The sequence below is a fragment of the Peribacillus sp. YIM B13477 genome (assembly GCF_042787955.1).
Taxonomy (GTDB): domain Bacteria; phylum Bacillota; class Bacilli; order Bacillales; family DSM-1321; genus Peribacillus; species Peribacillus frigoritolerans.
Genome location: NZ_JBHZPD010000001.1, coordinates 381519 through 401334, shown reverse-complemented (window position 1 = coordinate 401334; position 19816 = coordinate 381519). Strand labels below are relative to the sequence as shown.

The following is a 19816-nucleotide window of genomic DNA, read 5'->3' as shown; positions in this document are numbered from 1 at the left end:
TAAAATAATGTTTTTCTAACGACGCCAGCTTTTTTCGCTTTTATTTCCTAAATTATAATCGTTTAGTCCCAATTATTCCAATATATTTTTTAACTTTTTAGAATTTTTTGAGTTCTGTGTGTAAAACATGAAAAAAGCTGCTGTGAAAGGTATGGTAACTTTCACAGCAGCTTTTTGAAAATCAATGTTCGACAACCTGGCTGACAATTTCGGTAACGGTAGCCCGATCAATTTTTTCTTTACCTTCTTTTAGGGCTTTCAATGTAGCTTTTGCCAATTCCAAAGGTATTTTACAGAATTGGATGATGTCCTTCGTTTCAATCTCTTCAATGTACGCATCGGCTAATGCAAGATTACGCTCCGTATGGGCAAGCATCTCGTCGAAACCCCAGCCATCCGGATAAAAGTTCACACCACGTTCTGCATCTTCCTCGCGGTTACGCAGGATATTGACCGTTTGGAGTCCACGGCCAAATGCGATGGCAAGTTCACGGTCCGTTTCGGTTCCATCGTACCAGTTCCACATATCAGACAGCATGACCCCGACTAAACCTGCAACATAATAAGTGTAATCATCGAGTTCCTCTTCATTATGGATTTGCCAGTCCTTAATAACCCATTTTGCCATGCCTTCGGCCATTTCCTTTGTTGACTCCAAGACTTTATCTTTTGCACCGGGTGGACAAAATTCAACCCAGTCCGAAAGAAACAGGGTCACCTCTGGCAGTTCATCCTTATATGGTTCAAATAACTTTTGAAGATTCTCTTCCTTGAAATCCGCATCCGGCAGCTCACTAAGGGCCTGTAACAAAGAAACCTTACTATCTGCAGGAAGACTTGGATGGTCCTCGATCTCATCGATGGCGCGCATGCAAAGGTATGCAGCTCCAATACCCTCTTGCAACCCCTTTGGAAGATAACTGATTGGAATGAAAAAAGTCCGGCTTGTTTTTAGGAGAAAATCCATTGCTTTAGTATGTAGGTCACTTTTGTCAGTCATATTTACACTCCTTTAAATATCCAATGAACAATTGATTAATTATATCAAACATTGGCTTTGATTTCAGCTGTCCGATTCCTATGAATACAAAGGAACTTTAATCGCCATCAGATCTTCACCCATGATCGTATTTGCAAAGATTGCTTTGCTTTCCTCTTTCAGCCTCTCAGCATCCTCTGGAGTATACCGTGAGCTGATATGCGTAAGGATTAGATGCTTAGCTCCCGCTTTCAAGGCCGTTTCTGCAGCCTGAACGGTGGTCGAATGATAATAGGCTGATGCCATTTCAGATTCTTCCGCTGAAAATGTAGCTTCATGAACAAGGTAATCCGCCGATTCAGCAAGAATGAGCGCATTGCTGCACATTCTTGTATCACCAAGAATCGTGATGATCCGGCCTTTTTTCGGAGTACTGATATAGTCCTTCCCATTTATGACACGGCCATCATCGAGACAGACCGTTTGTCCATTTTTCAATGCTTTAAAAAGAGGCCCCGGCTTCACACCTTCGGAACGCAGGCGGTCGACCAGCAGGCTACCCGGACGATCTTTTTCCACAATCCGATAACCGATGCTGTAAATGCCATGATCAAGCGACTTGGCCGTCACTGTGAATTGTTCGTCCTCAAACACTGTGCCTTCTTCTATTTCGATGATTTCCAAGGGATATTTTAAATGAGTCCCACTCACCTGTAAGCTCGTCTTAATGAATGAATCTATGCCTTGTGGACCATATACGGTCAATTTATCCACTCCGCCCTGAAAAGATCTGCTGCTTAAAAAACCAGGCAGTCCGAAGATGTGGTCACCATGTAAATGGGTGATGAAGATCTTTTCAACCTTTCGCGGTTTGACCGCCGTTTTTAATATTTGATGCTGTGTTGCTTCCCCACAATCGAATAACCAAATAGTCCCTCGTTCTTCCAATAATTGAAGGGCGATTGATGTCACATTCCGCGCTTTGGCCGGAACGCCAGCGCCTGTACCCAATAAAACGAAATCCACTCATACTACCTCCGTTGCAAATACTTTATACCTTAACTATAGCATAACCAAGGTGCTCTTTCATTTATGACCCATTAAAACCGAAACCAAATTAAACTTTTAATGAAATCTGAGAAAAAATGCGCAAATTGATTGCTTTGAGGGAAAGCTAAACGTAAAATTAGAAATTGGTACACATACGGGAATTCCAACTTTATAGACAGATTTAACGGAAAGTTGAGGTTTTAACATGACAGAAAACAATAAACCCACAGCATTGATCATGATTTTTGGTGCTACCGGAGATTTAGCGAAAAGGAAATTGTTTCCTTCCATATATCGACTATTTCAAAAAGAGAAAATCAATAAGTTCGCGGTCGTCGGTGTGGCAAGGAGGCCATTGACGAACGAGGAGTTCCAAACAAGTGTCAAGGACTCGATTCTTACGTTCGGACATGCGGAAGAAAAGGTGGATGAATTCATTTCCCATTTCCATTATCACTCCCATGACGTCTCAAGTTCGGAATCATACTTGCAATTAAAAGACATTGCCGAACAATTAGACGGACAATATCAATTAGAAGGAAACAGGATCTTCTATTTGGCGATGGCACCTGAGTTTTTCGGAACGATTGCCGAACAGATTAAAGCTCAAGGCCTGAGTGACACGGATGGATATAAACGCCTGGTCATCGAGAAGCCATTTGGACACAGTTTTGAAACAGCACAACAATTGAATGAGCAGATTCGGACTGCATTCGCTGAAGATGAAATTTACCGCATCGATCATTATTTAGGTAAAGAAATGGTACAAAATATCGAGGTCATCCGTTTTTCCAATGCTCTTTTCGAGCCGCTATGGAATAACAGATATATATCCAATATCCAGGTCACTTCAAGCGAAACACTCGGCGTTGAAGAACGCGGGCGTTATTATGAAACCAGCGGTGCCCTAAGGGATATGGTCCAAAACCACCTGCTGCAAATGGTGGCCTTGCTTGCAATGGAACCCCCGATCGCTCTGACGACTGAAGAGATTCGAAGCGAAAAAGTACGGGCATTGCGTTCACTTCGACCAATGAAGGTCGACGAAGTCAACCAATACTTCGTTCGTGGCCAGTATGGTGAAGGAACGATAGACGGTCAAATGCTTCCGGCCTACCGAAATGAACATAATGTAAATCCCGAATCCAACACAGAGACCTATGTTGCGGGTAAATTGATGATTGATAACTTCCGTTGGGCCGGTGTTCCTTTTTATATCCGTACCGGTAAGAGAATGGATGTCAAATCAACGAATATCGTTGTTCAATTCAAAGATATTCCAATGAATCTGTATTATAAAACGGAAGAAACGCTGAATCCGAATCTTCTCGTCATCAATATCCAGCCTGACGAGGGTATCACATTGTACTTAAATGTCAAAAAATCCGGGACGACATCCAATACAAAGCCAATGAAGCTGACCGTCTCGAACAAAGGGATCGAACACATCAATTCTCCCGAGGCATATGAAAAGCTATTGTTTGACAGCATGCGCGGGGATGCTACGAACTTTACGCACTGGGACGAGGTTGCCCTCTCATGGAAGTTCGTCGATACCATTTCCAATGCATGGGAAAATACTAAAGACGAGTCTTTCCCTAACTATGAAGCGGGATCAACAGGTCCACTTGCATCCGATGAACTCCTGGCGGAAGATGGACATATTTGGTGGCAAGTCAAGAAAAACGAAAATAATGATTGAAATGAAAAAGGGATGCAGAATTGAATCTGCATTCCCTTTTTCTTCATGAAACACTCTTCCTCAGCAATTTATTCCGGATAATATGAAACATTTCCTTGAACTTGGACATTTCTTCCTCTTTTTCTGAATTAAGCCAAAATGAAACAACGGATTCTAAGGCAATGAAAAACAAAAAAATGGCTACAGCCCACCAGATGATGAACATAAAATCCTCCGCTCCTTCTCTCTCTTTCTGCCTACTGTATTCTACGGCCCGCCCATCTCTTTCAATGTTTATATTCCTTTTTCCACAAGTGTTTAAACCTAAAAAAAAGCAAGGATGAATGTCATACATCATACTACGTTTTCCCTAAAAAAGGTAAATCAATTGGAACTATTTACAACTAGATCGTTTTTACCATTTTTACCCTTATCTATAAAGAATGGTAAGCCTTTGCTGAGGATACACTAAAAAAGGTGCTTAGTGACAGTACCGCTAACTTCGATGTGGAGGGATTAAACGATGGACATTCGTGAAGGATTAATTCCAACAGCGTTGGGCACAGCCGTGACAGCTGCGGGTTATGCAATGAAGCAGACCCGGGGTTCAAACAAAATGGTAGCTAATACGGTTTTTGGTTTCGGTTTGGCACATGTTGTATTAGGGGTCATTGACCTTGTAGAGCATCGGAGATAGTAATAAAAGGGGGCGCCAAGCGCCCCCTTTTTACATGATACAAAAAAGCCGGCTTAAAGGGGTTCCCCTTCCAAGCCGGCTTGAACTCTTTATTTTTCCATCCATTCGGTATGGAACGTTCCTTCTTTATCAATGCGTTGGTAAGTATGAGCTCCAAAATAGTCACGCTGAGCTTGAATCAGGTTGGCTGGCAGCGTTTCTGTACGATAGCTGTCGAAATAGGCAAGTGCCGATGACAAGCAAGGAACCGGGATTCCGTTCATCACAGCCGTTGATACTACTTCACGTAAAGCTCCTTGATAGCTTTCGACAATCCCTTGGAAGTAAGGATCTAGAAGAAGATTGTTCAAGTTCGCTTCACGATCGTACGCTTCCTTGATTTTTTGGAGGAATTGTGCACGAATGATACAGCCGCCACGGAAAATCATCGCGATTTCCCCATATTGCAAGTTCCAGCCATTTTCTTCTGATGCTGCTTTCATTTGTGCAAATCCTTGTGCATATGAACAGATTTTGCTCATATAAAGTGCTTTTCGGATACTTTCAATCAAAGCCTTTTTGTCGCCTGTAAATGAATCGGTTTTTGGACCACGAAGGATCTTACTCGCTTCGACACGCTCGTCCTTGATTGCTGAAATAAACCGGGCAAACACGGATTCCGTAATGATTGGAAGCGGAACACCAAGATCAAGCGCACTTTGACTTGTCCATTTACCTGTACCTTTTTGGCCAGCTTTATCTAAAATGACATCGACCATCGGCTTGCCGGTTTCCTCATCATATTTTTTGAAAATATCAGCAGTAATTTCAATTAAATAGCTATCAAGTTCCCCTTCATTCCATTCAGTAAAGACTTCATGGAATTCTTCAGCAGATAGTCCAAGGAGATTTTTCAGAAGGAAATAAGATTCGGAAATCAATTGCATGTCCCCGTATTCAATACCATTATGTACCATTTTAACATAATGACCTGCCCCATCCGGTCCGATATACGTGCAGCAAGCATCACCATCGACCTTAGCTGAAATATCCTTCAAAATCGGTGCAACAAGTTCATATGCTTCTTTTTGACCTCCAGGCATGATGGAAGGACCTGTTAGAGCTCCTTCTTCCCCACCTGACACGCCTGTACCGATGAAATGGATGCCAAGCTTGCTTAACTCCTCATTGCGGCGCTGAGTGTCCTTGAAGAAGGTATTCCCTCCATCAATAACGATATCACCTTTTTCAAGCAACGGTTTTAATTGCTCGATTGTTGCATCCGTTGCCGCTCCGGCTTTAACCATCAATAAAATTTTCCGTGGTGTTTCCAAAGAATTGACGAATTCTTCAAGCGTATAAGCGGCTGTTACGTTTTTGCCTTCCGCTTCCTTCATCATCTCGTCCGTTTTTGATCCTGAGCGATTAAATACGGAAATTGAATATCCCCTGCTTTCAATATTAAATGCAAGGTTCTTGCCCATTACGGCTAGTCCGATAACGCCAATCTGCTGTTTTGTCATGATTCATCTTCCCTTCTCTCTATCTTTACACAGCTTGTACGCTATTCTTTGTCAAAAGAAGGATCATTCCTCCTGGATTGCTCAAAGAAATCTTTGCTGAAGCTAGTGTCTGTTCCTATTGAACGTTTTTTCAAGGGTAATCCCTTTTTAATAATATTTTCTCCGTACTTATTTTGCAAGTGTTCCATCGCATCATACAGAGGTTCTTTTTCTGCATCCTCTTGAAAGGAGAAAATATCCAGTTGCTTGAAGGCCGAATCTTTTTCGATGACATCATAGGCTGTGACACCAAGAAGCCTGATTCCTTCCCCATTCCAATTTTTCATGAAGAGATCGATAGCTTCATCCAAAATATCCTTTTTTTCAAAAACTGGATTAGGAACCGTCCTGCTTCTCGTAATTGTCCGGCGGTCTTTGTAACGGATCGTCACACCTATTTTTTGACCAAGGAGGCGTTTATTTCTCAAGCGGACGGCAACTTTCCCGGAAAGCTTTTCCAATACACCGATCAATTCTTTTTGATTGGCGGAGTCATGCGGAAGAGTTGTCGAGTTCCCGATGCTCTTATGCTCAAAAATCGCTTCGGGATCCACTACCCTTGGGTCAGTTCCATTAGCCCTATCTTTCAAACGGATGCCATTGATCCCAAGAAGCTGTTTAAGTTGACTATCATTGGCGTGTGCAAGGTCCCTGATCGTCATGATCCCGATAGTTTGAAGCTTTTCCGATGTCTTATCCCCGATGCCATGCATTTCGCCCACTTGTAAAGGCCAGAGCTTTTCCGGAATGTCCCGTTTCCTTAACACGGTGATCCCCATAGGTTTCTTCATATCAGAAGCGGTTTTGGCCAAAAATTTATTAGGGGCAATCCCGATACTGCAAGGGAGATCCATCGTATTAAAAATTCTTTCCTGAATGCTATTGGCTATATCTAAAGGCGAACCCAATTCGGCGCATTCACTGATATCCAGATACCCCTCATCAATCGAAACCGGTTCAACCATCTCTGTATATTGCCTCAAAACATCGAAAATAGCCAGTGATGCCTTTCGATAGCGCTCGAAATTCGGTTTCTGAATGACTAATTGAGGACATAATTTTTTCGCCTGCCAAATCGGCATGGTCGTTTTAACCCCGAACTTCCTCGCCTCATAGCTGCAGGTGACGATTATGCCCCTTCTCTCTTCAACATTACCTGCAATGGCAAGCGGTTTGCCTTTCAATGAAACATCATATGACATTTCCACTGAAGCATAGAAACTATTCATGTCTACATGGAGAATGACCCTGCCATTTTTGGGATACATGTCCTTCATGTTTGACCGTCACATCCTTGTAAAAATAAAAAACATTTCTATTAAAGTATCCCTATTTATCTTTGGTAACCACGCTGAAAGATGCTTCCACTCCAAGAAAAACAGCCATCATATCATTGATGACTGTACATATATCCTTCAATACTTTGAACATCTTGACCTATTATGGGTGATTATTCCCCTGAAACTTCTTTGATGATAGTGATGACCATTTCAGCTAGCTTCGTTAATTCCTCAACTGGAATTCTTTCATTCGTAGTATGGATATCTTCATAGCCCACTGCGAGATTGACAGTAGGGATGCCAAAGCCTGCAATGACATTTGCATCGCTTCCACCGCCGCTTTTAACCAGCTCGCATGGACGGCCGATTTTCTCTGCTGCCTTTCTTGCGATTTCGACAACATGGTCACCAGCACCATATTTAAAACCAGGATACATGACGGTAACTTCAACTTCAGCACGTCCGCCCATTTCAATGGCTGCAGTCTCGAACGCCTCTTTCATTTTCGCTACCTGTATTTCCATTTTTTCAGGGATCAAGGATCTTGCTTCTGCAAGGATTTCAACATGGTCACAAACAATATTGGTTTGCTGTCCCCCCTGGAAACGTCCGATATTGGCTGTCGTTTCTTCGTCGATTCTGCCTAATGGCATTCTGGAGATTGCTTTGGCAGCGATCGTAATGGCCGAAACGCCTTTCTCTGGAGCGACACCAGCGTGAGCAGTCTTGCCTAAAATGGTTGCGGACACTTTCGCCTGAGTAGGTGCAGCAACAACCACATTGCCCACTTTTCCATCACTATCAAGTGCAAAACCGAATTTAGCCGTTACAAGGGAGCGATCCAATGCCTTTGCCCCTACCAAGCCAGATTCTTCACCGACTGTAATGATGAATTCAATTGTACCATGTTCGATATTCTGTTCTTTCAGCACTTTAAGCGATTCTAACATGACCGCTAATCCAGCTTTGTCATCCGCCCCTAAAATGGTCGTTCCGTCTGACACTATGTATCCATCTTTGATGGAAGGCTTGATTCCATTACCCGGTACAACCGTATCCATATGGGAGGTGAAATAAATGGTATCTACGCCTTCTTTCGTTCCTTTTAAAGTACATACTAAATTCCCTGCACCATGACCGGTGACTGCTGTTGTATCATCTTCAAAAACTTCTACACCTAGTGCCCCGAATTTTTCTTTCAGCACTTTGGCGATGGCTGCTTCATTTTTCGTTTCGGAATCGATCTGCACCAATTCCATAAATTCATTAACTAAACGTTCTTCATTAATCATAAAATAAAACCTCCAAAAAAGTTTTCCTCTTCAATTATACTTCTAAAAGCGGCGCCCCGGCAAATAATGTGGCATGCTGGTCCTAAGACCGTTTTAAAAAGTGAATGATGACTTATTTCAAAATGATATCTTCCCCCGTATGGAAAAGAGCCCAAAACAGATCGTTAGGGCTCCTTGCAAAGATTGATCACAACGGGATATTACCGTGTTTTTTCCATGGTCGAGTTTCTTTTTTGTTGCGTAGCATATCAAGAGATTGAATGATCTTAATCCTGGTTTCACGGGGATCGATAACATCATCCACCATCCCAAGACTTGCGGCGACATATGGATTGGCGAACTTCTCACGGTATTCTTCAATTTTAGCTGCTCGTGTCGCTTCCGGATCTTGGCTATTTTGAATTTCACGGGCAAAAATGATATTTGCCGCTCCAGCAGAACCCATTACAGCGATTTCAGCATTCGGCCATGCAAACGTAAGATCCGCACCGATGGATTTACTGTTAAGAGCCACATAAGCTCCTCCGTATGCTTTTCGCAGAATGATCGTCAATTTAGGTACAGTTGCTTCCGAATAAGCATATAGCAGCTTTGCACCGTGGCGAATGATACCGCCATGTTCTTGTTTAACGCCAGGGAAAAACCCTGAAACGTCTTCAAACGTAATAAGCGGAATGTTAAACGAGTCACAAAAACGAATAAAACGGGCAGCTTTATCTGATGAATCTATATCAAGTCCCCCTGCCAATACCTTTGGCTGGTTACAGACAAGCCCCACTGATTTCCCTTTGATCCGCGCCAAGCCGACCACTATGTTTTTCGCAAAGCCCTCTTGCACTTCCATAAAGGAATCCTCATCGACAACCTGCTCCAATACTTTCCGAACATCATATGGCCGGATCCCTTCATAAGGGACTACATCCGTTAAGTCCGGCCGGTAGTCATCTCCCTCATCCGCTTCCAAAACCGGCGGCTTCTCTTCATTATTTTGTGGAAGATAGCTCAGGAGCCGTCTAACGTCTGCCAAAACTTGCTCCTCAGATGCTCCTTTGAAATGGGCATTACCGCTTATGGTATTATGTACAGCCGCTCCGCCCAATCCTTCGGATGAAATCTTTTCACCTGTAACCGTTTCAATGACTTTAGGACCTGTTATGAACATTTGGCTCGTTTTTTCAACCATGAAGACAAAGTCGGTAATGGCTGGGGAATATACGGCTCCGCCTGCACAAGGTCCCATAATAACCGAAATCTGTGGAATGACCCCTGAATATATGGAATTCCGGTAAAATATTTGGCCATATCCGTCAAGCGAAACTACGCCTTCTTGAATTCGCGCCCCACCAGAATCGTTTAAACCTATGAAAGGGGCTCCATTTTCCGCTGCCAAATCCATAACATTGGCAATTTTCAGAGCATGCATTTCACCGAGTGCACCGCCAAAAACAGTAAAATCCTGTGAAAACAGATAAATGTCGCGGCCGTTGACCTTTCCGTAACCGGTGACAACCCCTTCTCCCGGCCCTTCTTCCTTTTCCATGCCGAAATTGGTATTACGATGTTTGATAAAAGGATTAAGCTCGATGAAAGTACCTGGATCAACTAGAAGTTCAATTCTTTCCCTTGCCGTAAGTTTGCCCTTTTCATGCTGCTTATCGATTCTTTCTTCACCGCCGCCCATTTCCACTTTTCGGCGTCTGTCATATAGGTCATTGATTGTATCATAAATGTCTGTCATTTCTGCTCCTCCTTTGATAATGCTTGTTCACAAAGCTCATATAATACTCCCGCGGTAGACTTTGGATGAACGAAAGCAACATCCGCATTGTGCGCTCCCTTTCTTGATGAATCATCAATCATGCGCAATCCAGCTTCTTTGATTTCTTTTATTCTATCTTCGATGTCATCGACGCCTAGTGCCACATGATGAATCCCTTCACCGCGTTTTTCGATGAATTTGGCGATTGGGCTTGCAGGTGACAACGCTTCCAACAATTCCAAACGGGTATTGCCTGCCAGGATGAAGGCCACTTTCACTCCTTGGCTCTCCACTGTCTCGATTCCTTCAAGTTTCAATTTCAACGTTTCCGTGTAAAGCGGCAAGGCTTCATCTAGTGACTTGACGGCAATACCGATATGATCGATATTTTTAATCATCATAAAAACCCCCATGCTATGTATTATTGGATGACTCCATTAAAATACTACTAATCTTGCATTAAAGCCTTTTAAGATTCGGAATAATATGAACATTATACTTTTACTTGTTTCTACTAAATGTTCAAGTTAAAATAAAATCAATCAAACTGTATTAAGGGAGAGAGCATATGGGAAACAGGAAAATCAGAAAGATCGTCGTGTATTTAATGCTTATCTCAATGTTATTAACGAGCTTATTATCAGGTATCGCATTTCTTTTGTAATAGACACCGGGGAGGGGAGCAAAAAGCTTCCCTCTCTTTATTTTATCGCTCCGTTTTTCTTAGCCAGCGTTTTGAAATCCTCGTTCGATAGGGTGATCAACACCTTAGTGCCGATGGGGACTTTTTCGTACAAACGCTCCACATCGGATTTATGCATCCGTACACAGCCATTTGAAATATATTCACCAATCGATGATGGCTGATTCGTACCATGTATGCCGTATATCCTCCCATCGGTATTTCGCGCATCGAATCCAATCCACCGCGACCCCAAAGGGTTCCTGGGATCACCGCCAGGAATATTCTTTTTCCGGTAATATGGATTGACCGCTTTTACTTTGACCGTGAAGATCCCTTCAGGTGTCAGTTCCTGACTCTTTCCCGTACCGACCGGCAGAACCTCCTTGACCTCGTTATCATCAATGAACGCCAATTTATTGTTGGCTTTATTGATGATGATAAAAGGATCGCCAGGCTTAACCGATTGAGGCTGGGCCTGTACCTGTAACGGCCACAAAGATAGCATAAGCAACAAAGAAAGGATCCATTTCATTTGTATCATTCCTTTACTTTTTTGCTTAGTTTAAGCCAAGTGCCTCTTTTTCATTCGGTTGCCGGTCAGCTTGGGTAATCCCTTGAAGGAATGCTTCAACAATAAATAGCGCTCCATTTCCTTCATGAGCTGCAGTAATGCAGCCCTGGATTCGAATTCTTCACGTGTATGCGGCAGTGCCATTCCCCTAAAATGGATCTCCATTTCTTCAAGCTTCTTCAGATAAAGGATGGCCGTATTTTGTGGGTGGACGTTTTCTGCCAAATCTTCTATAAAATCAGCCACTATCCCGCTTTGCTTGACGACCAACGGAATATTCGTGACCAGGGGAAGAATTCGTTCAATTATTTCAAATTGCTTTTCACGCATTTTGAAATAATGGTAATACAGGTCTTCTTCCCTTAAGAAATGATTTTCCACGTCCCTGAAGGCAAGGCTCTTGGCTTGATTAAGAAGGTTGGCTGTTTCGGTGATTTCTTTACCATCCCATGTGTGATCATTATCCCTCAAATAGCGGACAATTCCCATCAAGATCGCACTGAAGTTCGTTTCGATACTTTCCTGATAGGCCAGCAGTTTGTCATCGACACTGGGCATGTACAGATTCATGACAAGTGCCACTCCAACTCCAACTGCAATTAATATCGTTTCATTAATCAGCAGGGAAAAAGTGATGTTACCGGACCCATATAGGTGCATGATGATGACGCTGCTCGTCACGATCCCCTCATTAATCTTCAAGGCAACTGCCGTTGGAATGAAAATCAAGAGAATCAAACCTATTATCAGCGGATGGAATGCGATGAACTGAAATAATAGGGATGCATAGGCCATTGCGATCAAACAAGCTAAAAACCGGTGCCAGGAGACATACACCGACTTCTTTTTTGTAACTTGGATGCATAAGATCGCAATGATTCCCGCGGCAGAGAAATATTCGAGATTAAGCATTTGTGCAATAATAATTGCCAGGGTGGCCCCCAAAGCAGTTTTAATCGTCCTGTATCCGATTTTAAACATTGTTATGTATCACCTGGCTCTTTCTCCATCTATTATAATACTAGCAGGAAATCAGAAATTTTTACAGTCCTTTGCGAGTTAAATTTCCAATTTTTCTAAATACATGCACGCAAAAATACATTATAGGAAAAAAATAAAAAAGGTAACTAAACGTTACCTTTTTTCACAATTATATACTATTTGCTTTAGCTTATAAAACTTTTTCCAAGAAGTCTTTTGCACGCTGGCTTTTCGGATTAGAAAAGAAATCTTCCGGAGCACTTTCCTCAACGAGCAGACCCCCGTCCAGGAATAGTACTCGATCGGCCACTTCTTTGGCGAAGCCCATTTCATGCGTTACAATCAGCATGGTCATCCCCGTATGTGCCAGTGACTTCATAACCTCGAGCACTTCTTTTACCATCTCGGGATCAAGCGCTGAAGTCGGCTCATCGAAAAGCATTACTTCCGGGTTCATTGCCAATGCCCGTGCAATCGCGACCCTTTGTTTTTGTCCGCCTGACAGACGATTCGGATAAGTCGATTCTTTATCGGCCAAACCGACTTTAGTCAAGAGCTCACGAGCTTGTTTTACAGCCTCGGCCTTTGATAATTTTTTCACCTTCATAGGTGCATATATCAGATTCTCCAGTACGGTTTTATGTGGAAATAAATGAAAATGCTGAAATACCATTCCGACATTTTCACGCACTTTCATGATATTGGTCTTTTTTTCAGTGATGATTTGATCTTTAAACCTGATTTGACCATCAGTTGGAGTTTCAAGCATATTGATGCAGCGCAAGAAAGTTGATTTTCCCGAGCCGGATGGACCGATGATCGCTACCACTTCACCCTGTCCTATCTCGGTGCTGATTCCTTTTAAAACCTCGAGCTTACCATAATTTTTTTTGAGTCCATCAATTTTAATCACTGCGTCTCATTCTCCTTTCAATCACTTTGCCTAAGATGGTGAGAATCATGACCATCACATAATAAATGAGACCGGCAAATAAAATCGGCTCGAAGAATTTATATGTCTCACCGCCGACAATATAAGCACGGCGCATGATATCCCCTAATCCAATAATTGTGACAACGGCTGATTCCTTCGTTAAGGAAATCAATTCGTTAACAAGGGATGGCAGGATGTTCTTGATGGCCTGCGGAAGGATAATATTAAGCATCATCCCTGAATAGGGAACCCCAAGTGCAAGTGCAGCCTCTCGTTGGCCTTTATCGACCGCTAAAATGCCTCCCCTGATAATTTCAGAGATATATGCAGCTGAATTTAGCCCGAATGCTAAAAATGCTGCTTGGAACGCTTCGATTTGAATCCCTAATATTTGTGGTGAACCAAAATAAATCAGCATTAATTGCAGCACCAAAGGAGTACCGCGAAAAATGGATGTATAAAAGTCAGCAATCCAATTCAATGGCTTGATTCTGCTGATTTTAAGTATAGATAATAATATTCCCAAAACAAATCCGATTACTGCCGCTACCGCTACAACCTTTAATGTAGTCGGTATTCCCTCCAGGATATATGGAAGGGAAGGCATAATCCTTTCAAATTCCAGATTCACTCCATTCATCCTCTCTTATGAAGGCCGTTATCTTTGGGCCTTCCTCCTGCTTCATTTTATTGACAATAAAGCGCGGAAAAACGTTCAGAAGGCATACCAAATCTCTTCTGAACGCTTTTCGTCTCTCTGCATTATTCAGTTTCAGTGCCACCGAACCATTTTAATATTAATTTTTCCATTTCACCATTTTCCATCATTTTTTTCAACTCGGCATTGAATTCTTCAGTTAACTTGCTTCCTTTTTGGAAAGCGATTGCCGAACCGGCATCTTGTTCACCGGACTCGATCAAATGCCCCACCAATTCTTTATTATCTTTCAAGTAGCCTTTTGCCACAGTATCTTCCATGATCACGGCGTCAAAACGTCCTGTTGACATTTCTTGAACAACCTCAGGAATACGATTCCGTTTTTCAACTTTCATCCCGATATCTTGGGATTTATTCAAGTCATTTGCCAATGTCTCCTGAATGGATGCAAGCTGTACGCCTACCGTTTTCCCTTTTAAATCTTCAACAGTTTTGATTTTACTGTCCTTTGTCGTGATGATCATGTTTTTAGCTGTATAGTAAATATCACTGAAATCGACTGATTGTTCACGTTTTTCTGTTGGAGTCATTCCGGAGATGACGAAATCGACCGATTTATTTTCCAGGGCAGGCACAAGACTATTAAAGTCAATGTCCTTCACTTCGACCTCATAACCTAATTTTTTTCCGATTGCTTTAGCGATATCAATGTCAAATCCTTGGATTTCATCACTTTTAGATGTTTCAACAAATTCAAATGGCGGATAATCCGCAGATGTTCCCATTACCAGGACCTTCTTGTCTTCATTGTCAGCTGTGTTCTTATCTTCTTTCTCTGATGTTCCGCATGCCGCTAAAATACCTACTAATAAAATAGAAGTAAGCAACAATGCTAACTGCTTTTTCAACTTCATTATTATTCCTCCAAAATGATATTTTCAATTCTCTTGTTATTAAATTAGGTTAGTTAAATTTCGAATAACTAATATTCATACACTAATGTGTATTTTAACACACTCTAATAATTATTCAATAACGTAAATAATAGATTCATTTTTCAGAATATTACCATAACTCCACATCTGGCTTCGTGCTTTCTCATCAAAGGTAATATATCCGCCTCCATATCTATCTTCTTTCCCAAAAGTTCCTGACTTATGCAATTTCATGAATAAAAGAACCCACCGATTGGGCGGGTTCAGACTGTAGACAAAATTCGAACAAAAGCCAGTTTTCATATAGTTTTTTTCTTAAAAAAGTATTTCTATTGATTCCAGAAATCCGCTCTCTTTCCGCCGGCTGTCTGCAAAGCCTCCTCAGCGCAAACGCCTGTGGGGTCTCGACTAGCCAGTTACTCGGCAGGAGTGTCGCTCATTTCTTCCATCCAGTTAGGATCAATGTAAAACAAACCAAGGTCACCTGTTCTAAAACTTGGTTCGGGATGTGTCCAGCCTACAGGTTTTCTAAAAATTACATTTCTATTGATTCCAGAAATCCGCTCCCTTTCCGCCGGCTGTCTGCCAAAGCCTCATTAAAGCAAGCACCTAAAGGGGCATAAAAGCCAAATATCCGGGAGGGCTGTCGTAATCGCTGCAATCCAATTATGATTTAAGTAATAACCACCTATGATGATCTAGCCTTGTTTGAAGATCCTGTTCAGGATGAGATCATTCCGAATCTCTTTTTGTCGACAAACTAAAAACCCGCCGATTGGGCGGGTTTTTAGCTTATCGATATGGATTAAACTTCTTCGCAATATTGATCGAAGTAGTCTTGTAATTTTTCTACTACAGACATCGGGTGGTGCCCTTCAATTTCATGGCGTTCTATCATGGTGATGATTTTTCCATCCTTCAGCAATGCAAATGATGGGGATGACGGCGGATATCCTTCGAAATAATCACGGGCTTTTTCCGTCGCCTCTTTATCTTGCCCAGCAAAAACGGTTACAAGCTGATCTGGGCGTTTATCATTATGGATTGCATGGGCAGCTGCAGGTCTAGCTATTCCCCCAGCGCAGCCACAAACGGAGTTTACCATAACAAGTGTCGTTCCTTTTTGTGCAAATACTTCCTCTACTTCTTCGGGAGTGGTCAGTTCTGTATATCCAGCAGTCTTAATCTCATCGCGAGCCTGTTTGACTACGTCGTTCATTAAAAAATTAAAATCCATATTCATGGCATTTGCCCCTTCCAAGTTTTCTCTTCAATCCTATCATAACAATTGCCTCTTCGTGATTCAATAAATTTACCTGTTAAAACCGCATAATCCGTTCCGAACATGTTTAAAACGAAAGGGGAGCGGGAATCATGTGTGTAACAACAAGACTCACAAAAGGATGGGGCAGGCGTGGGAGTAGGATCCATGCCTGCCCCATCCCATTTATTTTTCATTAGACTTAAATGTTTCTGCAAAAGATTGAAAGGCCTGCTTAACAGCAGCAGTGACCGTTTTATTCCCTGACATCACTTGATTCTCGAGTATAGGGAGAAGACTCTTGACGGTTTCATTTTTATAAAACATCGTTTTAAGCTGGTGATCGATCAATGAATAAAGCCATTCCCTAGATTGCATTCTTCTCCGTTCTTGAAAAACACCCGATTCCTTGGTCATTTGGGAAAATTCATTCAATACATCCCAAAGTTCAGGAATTCCTTTACCGGTTATGGCGGAACAAGTATATGCCTTTCCTGCCCAACCCTTTGTGGCTGGCTGAAGGAAGTGCAAGATTCTGCTATATTCGGATTTCGTCCTAATCGCCAGGGGGAGGTTCTCGCCGTCGGCCTTATTGACAACAATTCCGTCCACAAGTTCCAGAATCCCTTTTTTCATTCCTTGCAATTCATCTCCGGCTCCCGTTAGGACAAGGAGCATGAAGAAGTCGACCATACTTCGAACTATAGCTTCACTCTGACCGACCCCGACAGTTTCTATCAGTATCACATCAAATCCGGCCGCTTCACAAAGCAACATCGTTTCCCTCGTTTTGCGGTGAACCCCGCCCAGAGTTCCTTCGGATGGTGAGGGTCTTATGAAGGCATGGGGGTTTCTAGCCAGTTCCTCCATCCTTGTCTTATCGCCCAGTATACTTCCGCCATTGACCGAAGAGCTTGGATCGACGGCAAGAACGGCAACCTTATGGCCCCTGTCACATAAGTAGGTTCCGAACGTCTCGATGAAGGTACTTTTCCCGGCACCGGGCACTCCGGAAATCCCGATGCGCATTGAGTTCCCTGTATGAGGAAGGATGCTATGCAATAATTCCTGTGCATGATCCAAATGGTGGGATGCATTGCTTTCAACCAATGTAATCCCTTTGGCTAGCTTGGCCCTGTCCCCTTTTATGATTCCCTCTTTAAGTTCATGGACCGGTATGTTTACATTATGTTTTTTGACGAATTTGCTTTTTGAAGGTTTGTTTTGGCTGGCTGCTAATTCCACACCTGGCTTTAATGAAGAAGCAAAACCTTCCTGATTGTTATGATCGACCCATTCCGGCTTCTTGTCTTCACTCATTATTGGGCCACTTCCTCATATCCGAGGCGATTGTATATTTCCTGAAGCACTTTCTTTGCTGCCTGCGGAATGACCGTCCCAGGTCCAAAAATGGCTGTAGCGCCATTTTCCATAAGATAATCATAATCCTGTGCAGGGATGACGCCGCCTACGATCACTATGATGTCCTCTCGTCCCAAGTTCTTCAGTTCCGTCATAAGCTGCGGCAACAATGTTTTATGGCCGGCAGCAAGCGAACTCATTCCGACTACATGCACATCATTTTCCACGGCCTGGATGGCGGTTTCTTTCGGTGTTTGGAATAATGGACCGATATCGACATCATAGCCTAAATCCGCAAACCCCGTTCCGACTACCTTAGCTCCGCGATCATGACCGTCCTGGCCCATTTTAGCCATTAACAAACGCGGTCTTCTTCCTTCATTTTCAAGGAATTCTTCCGTCATGCGGACGACTTCCTCAATTTCCGCTTCTTTTGAGTATGCCGAGCTGTATACGCCGCTGATAGAACGGATCGTTGCTTTGTGACGTCCAGCCACCTCTTCGATCGCATCGGAGATTTCACCTAATGAAGCCCGTACTCTTGCTGCTTGCACAGCAAGTTCAAGAAGGTTACCCTCTCCAATTCTGGCCGCCATTGAAAGCGCTTTAAGAGCTTCATCCACCTTTGCCTGATCACGTTTCGCCTTCAATTCGCTCAATCGCTTAAGCTGACTTTCGCGAACTGCTGTATTGTCAATCTCCAGTATTTCAATCGGATCTTCTTTTTTCAACCGATACTTATTGACGCCTACGATCGTTTCATCTTGAGAATCGATTTTAGCCTGTCGCTTTGCAGCGGCTTCCTCGATCCTCATTTTTGGAAGGCCGGTTTCAATTGCCTTCGCCATTCCTCCCAGACCTTCGATTTCCTCTATGTGAGCCCAAGCCCGTTCGATCAATTCATTAGTGAGCGATTCTACATAGTAAGAACCCGCCCATGGATCGATTACTTTTGTGATCCCTGTTTCCTCCTGCAGATAGAGCTGTGTATTACGTGCAATACGTGCCGAGAAATCCGTTGGCAGGGCAATGGCCTCATCCAATGCGTTCGTATGGAGCGACTGTGTATGTCCAAGTGCAGCCGCATGCGCTTCAATAAGGGTCCTTGCGACATTGTTAAACGGATCCTGCTCGGAAAGGCTCCAGCCGGAGGTTTGGGAATGAGTCCTCAATGCCATCGCTTTATTATTTTTCGGTTCGAATTGTTTCATCAGTTTTGACCAAATGAAACGAGCCGCCCGCATTTTCGCCACTTCCATGAAATAGTTCATTCCTACAGCCCAGAAGAATGACAGGCGTGGTGCAAATTTATCGATATCAATGCCTGCTTTCATTCCGGTACGTGCATACTCAAGCCCATCCGCCAACGTATAGGCAAGTTCGATATCAGCCGGCGCCCCCGCTTCTTGCAGATGATAACCGGAGATGGAAATGGAATTGAACTTGGGCATATATTTGGAAGTATACTCAAAGATATCAGCTATGATTTTCATGGACATTTCAGGCGGGTAGATATACGTATTCCTAACCATGTATTCCTTTAAGATGTCATTTTGAATCGTGCCTGAAAGCTTTTCCTGTGTTACGCCTTGTTCTTCAGCTGTCACGATATAAAACGCAAGGATCGGTAATACTGCACCGTTCATTGTCATTGACACGGACATTTGATCAAGCGGAATGCCGTCGAACAGGATCTTCATGTCAAGAATGGAATCAATGGCAACTCCCGCCTTCCCCACATCACCGACAACGCGCGGATGATCGGAGTCATAACCGCGGTGTGTAGCTAAATCAAAAGCAACCGAGAGCCCTTTTTGCCCCATCGCCAGATTACGTCTGTAAAACGCATTGGATTCCTCGGCAGTCGAAAAACCTGCATACTGCCGTACCGTCCAAGGACGATTGACATACATCGAAGGATAGGGGCCCCTTGTAAAAGGAGCGATGCCTGGCATACTTTCCATATGCTCCAGGCCGCGAATATCTTCCTCAACATAAAGCGGTTTGATTTTTATTTGTTCATTGGTTTCAAACAGAAGATCCTCAATGTTTTTCCCAACGGCCTTTTCGACTTCCTTTTTCCATGCTTCCACTGTACCTTTCTTCTCGGACTTAGCGGGATTTATAGCAGAAAAATTCGGTTTTTTCAC

General features: G+C 43.0%; 18 protein-coding genes. 3 read left to right on the top strand and 15 right to left on the bottom strand.

What is annotated here, in order from left to right; all coding sequences use genetic code 11:
- Nucleotides 1–181 precede the first annotated feature (181 nt).
- Both ACFX4H_RS01975 and rnz read right to left on the bottom strand, forming a co-directional pair.
- Nucleotides 182–1000 carry a squalene/phytoene synthase family protein gene (locus ACFX4H_RS01975; protein WP_057278773.1) on the bottom strand — a complete coding sequence of 273 codons (819 nt, stop codon included), beginning with the start codon at nucleotides 998–1000 and terminating at the stop codon, nucleotides 182–184.
- Nucleotides 1001–1078: 78 nt separating this feature from the next.
- Nucleotides 1079–2005 (bottom strand): ribonuclease Z, encoded by a 927-nt coding sequence (rnz, locus tag ACFX4H_RS01970; protein WP_377433701.1) that lies wholly within the window; start codon nucleotides 2003–2005, stop codon nucleotides 1079–1081.
- Between the two features lie 229 nt (nucleotides 2006–2234).
- Here rnz and zwf point away from each other — a divergent pair, with 229 nt between their 5' ends.
- A complete protein-coding gene (gene zwf / locus ACFX4H_RS01965) occupies nucleotides 2235–3731 on the top strand; it encodes a glucose-6-phosphate dehydrogenase (RefSeq protein WP_034308214.1) in 1497 nt (498 codons plus the stop codon).
- Between the two features lie 502 nt (nucleotides 3732–4233).
- The gene (locus tag ACFX4H_RS01960) at nucleotides 4234–4407 is read left to right on the top strand and encodes a hypothetical protein (protein ID WP_034308217.1); all 174 of its coding nucleotides are present in this window, start codon (nucleotides 4234–4236) and stop codon (nucleotides 4405–4407) included.
- Nucleotides 4408–4496: 89 nt separating this feature from the next.
- Here ACFX4H_RS01960 and gndA read toward each other — a convergent pair whose 3' ends face one another.
- The 5 genes from gndA to mce form a co-directional block, all read right to left on the bottom strand.
- Entirely contained in the window at nucleotides 4497–5909 is a 1413-nt protein-coding gene (gene gndA, locus ACFX4H_RS01955; protein ID WP_034308220.1) for an NADP-dependent phosphogluconate dehydrogenase, read from the bottom strand.
- A gap of 41 nt (nucleotides 5910–5950) precedes the next feature.
- Nucleotides 5951–7225, bottom strand: a complete 1275-nt coding sequence (locus ACFX4H_RS01950) for a DNA polymerase IV (RefSeq protein WP_241634518.1) — start codon at nucleotides 7223–7225, stop codon at nucleotides 5951–5953.
- Nucleotides 7226–7398: 173 nt separating this feature from the next.
- Entirely contained in the window at nucleotides 7399–8520 is a 1122-nt protein-coding gene (locus tag ACFX4H_RS01945) for a tripeptidase T (RefSeq protein ID WP_034308225.1), read from the bottom strand.
- 187 nt (nucleotides 8521–8707) lie between these two features.
- The gene (locus tag ACFX4H_RS01940; protein ID WP_063590658.1) at nucleotides 8708–10258 is read right to left on the bottom strand and encodes an acyl-CoA carboxylase subunit beta; all 1551 of its coding nucleotides are present in this window, start codon (nucleotides 10256–10258) and stop codon (nucleotides 8708–8710) included.
- On the bottom strand, nucleotides 10255–10680 hold the full coding sequence (gene mce, locus ACFX4H_RS01935; protein WP_034308227.1) for a methylmalonyl-CoA epimerase: 426 nt from the start codon (nucleotides 10678–10680) through the stop codon (nucleotides 10255–10257). The genes ACFX4H_RS01940 and mce overlap by 4 nt, the downstream gene beginning before the upstream one ends.
- Before the next feature lie 167 nt (nucleotides 10681–10847).
- Between mce and prli42 the strand changes: the two genes are divergently transcribed.
- Nucleotides 10848–10943, top strand: a complete 96-nt coding sequence (gene prli42 / locus ACFX4H_RS01930) for a stressosome-associated protein Prli42 (RefSeq protein ID WP_149917150.1) — start codon at nucleotides 10848–10850, stop codon at nucleotides 10941–10943.
- A gap of 37 nt (nucleotides 10944–10980) precedes the next feature.
- Here the strand turns inward: prli42 and ACFX4H_RS01925 are convergent, their stop codons facing one another.
- From ACFX4H_RS01925 to scpA, 8 genes are all read right to left on the bottom strand, one after another.
- A complete protein-coding gene (locus tag ACFX4H_RS01925; protein ID WP_241634520.1) occupies nucleotides 10981–11496 on the bottom strand; it encodes a L,D-transpeptidase in 516 nt (171 codons plus the stop codon).
- Between the two features lie 30 nt (nucleotides 11497–11526).
- A complete protein-coding gene (locus ACFX4H_RS01920) occupies nucleotides 11527–12516 on the bottom strand; it encodes an aromatic acid exporter family protein (protein WP_034308233.1) in 990 nt (329 codons plus the stop codon).
- Between the two features lie 190 nt (nucleotides 12517–12706).
- On the bottom strand, nucleotides 12707–13429 hold the full coding sequence (locus ACFX4H_RS01915) for an amino acid ABC transporter ATP-binding protein (RefSeq protein ID WP_048678537.1): 723 nt from the start codon (nucleotides 13427–13429) through the stop codon (nucleotides 12707–12709).
- On the bottom strand, nucleotides 13422–14081 hold the full coding sequence (locus ACFX4H_RS01910; RefSeq protein ID WP_034311315.1) for an amino acid ABC transporter permease: 660 nt from the start codon (nucleotides 14079–14081) through the stop codon (nucleotides 13422–13424). The genes ACFX4H_RS01915 and ACFX4H_RS01910 overlap by 8 nt, the downstream gene beginning before the upstream one ends.
- A 131-nt stretch (nucleotides 14082–14212) precedes the next feature.
- Nucleotides 14213–15016 (bottom strand): transporter substrate-binding domain-containing protein, encoded by an 804-nt coding sequence (locus tag ACFX4H_RS01905; RefSeq protein ID WP_241635512.1) that lies wholly within the window; start codon nucleotides 15014–15016, stop codon nucleotides 14213–14215.
- Between the two features lie 832 nt (nucleotides 15017–15848).
- On the bottom strand, nucleotides 15849–16286 hold the full coding sequence (locus ACFX4H_RS01900) for a BrxA/BrxB family bacilliredoxin (RefSeq protein ID WP_034308239.1): 438 nt from the start codon (nucleotides 16284–16286) through the stop codon (nucleotides 15849–15851).
- Between the two features lie 204 nt (nucleotides 16287–16490).
- Nucleotides 16491–17624 carry a methylmalonyl Co-A mutase-associated GTPase MeaB gene (meaB, locus tag ACFX4H_RS01895; RefSeq protein ID WP_377433696.1) on the bottom strand — a complete coding sequence of 378 codons (1134 nt, stop codon included), beginning with the start codon at nucleotides 17622–17624 and terminating at the stop codon, nucleotides 16491–16493.
- Nucleotides 17624–19816, bottom strand: a complete 2193-nt coding sequence (scpA, locus tag ACFX4H_RS01890) for a methylmalonyl-CoA mutase (protein WP_377433693.1) — start codon at nucleotides 19814–19816, stop codon at nucleotides 17624–17626. The genes meaB and scpA overlap by 1 nt, the downstream gene beginning before the upstream one ends.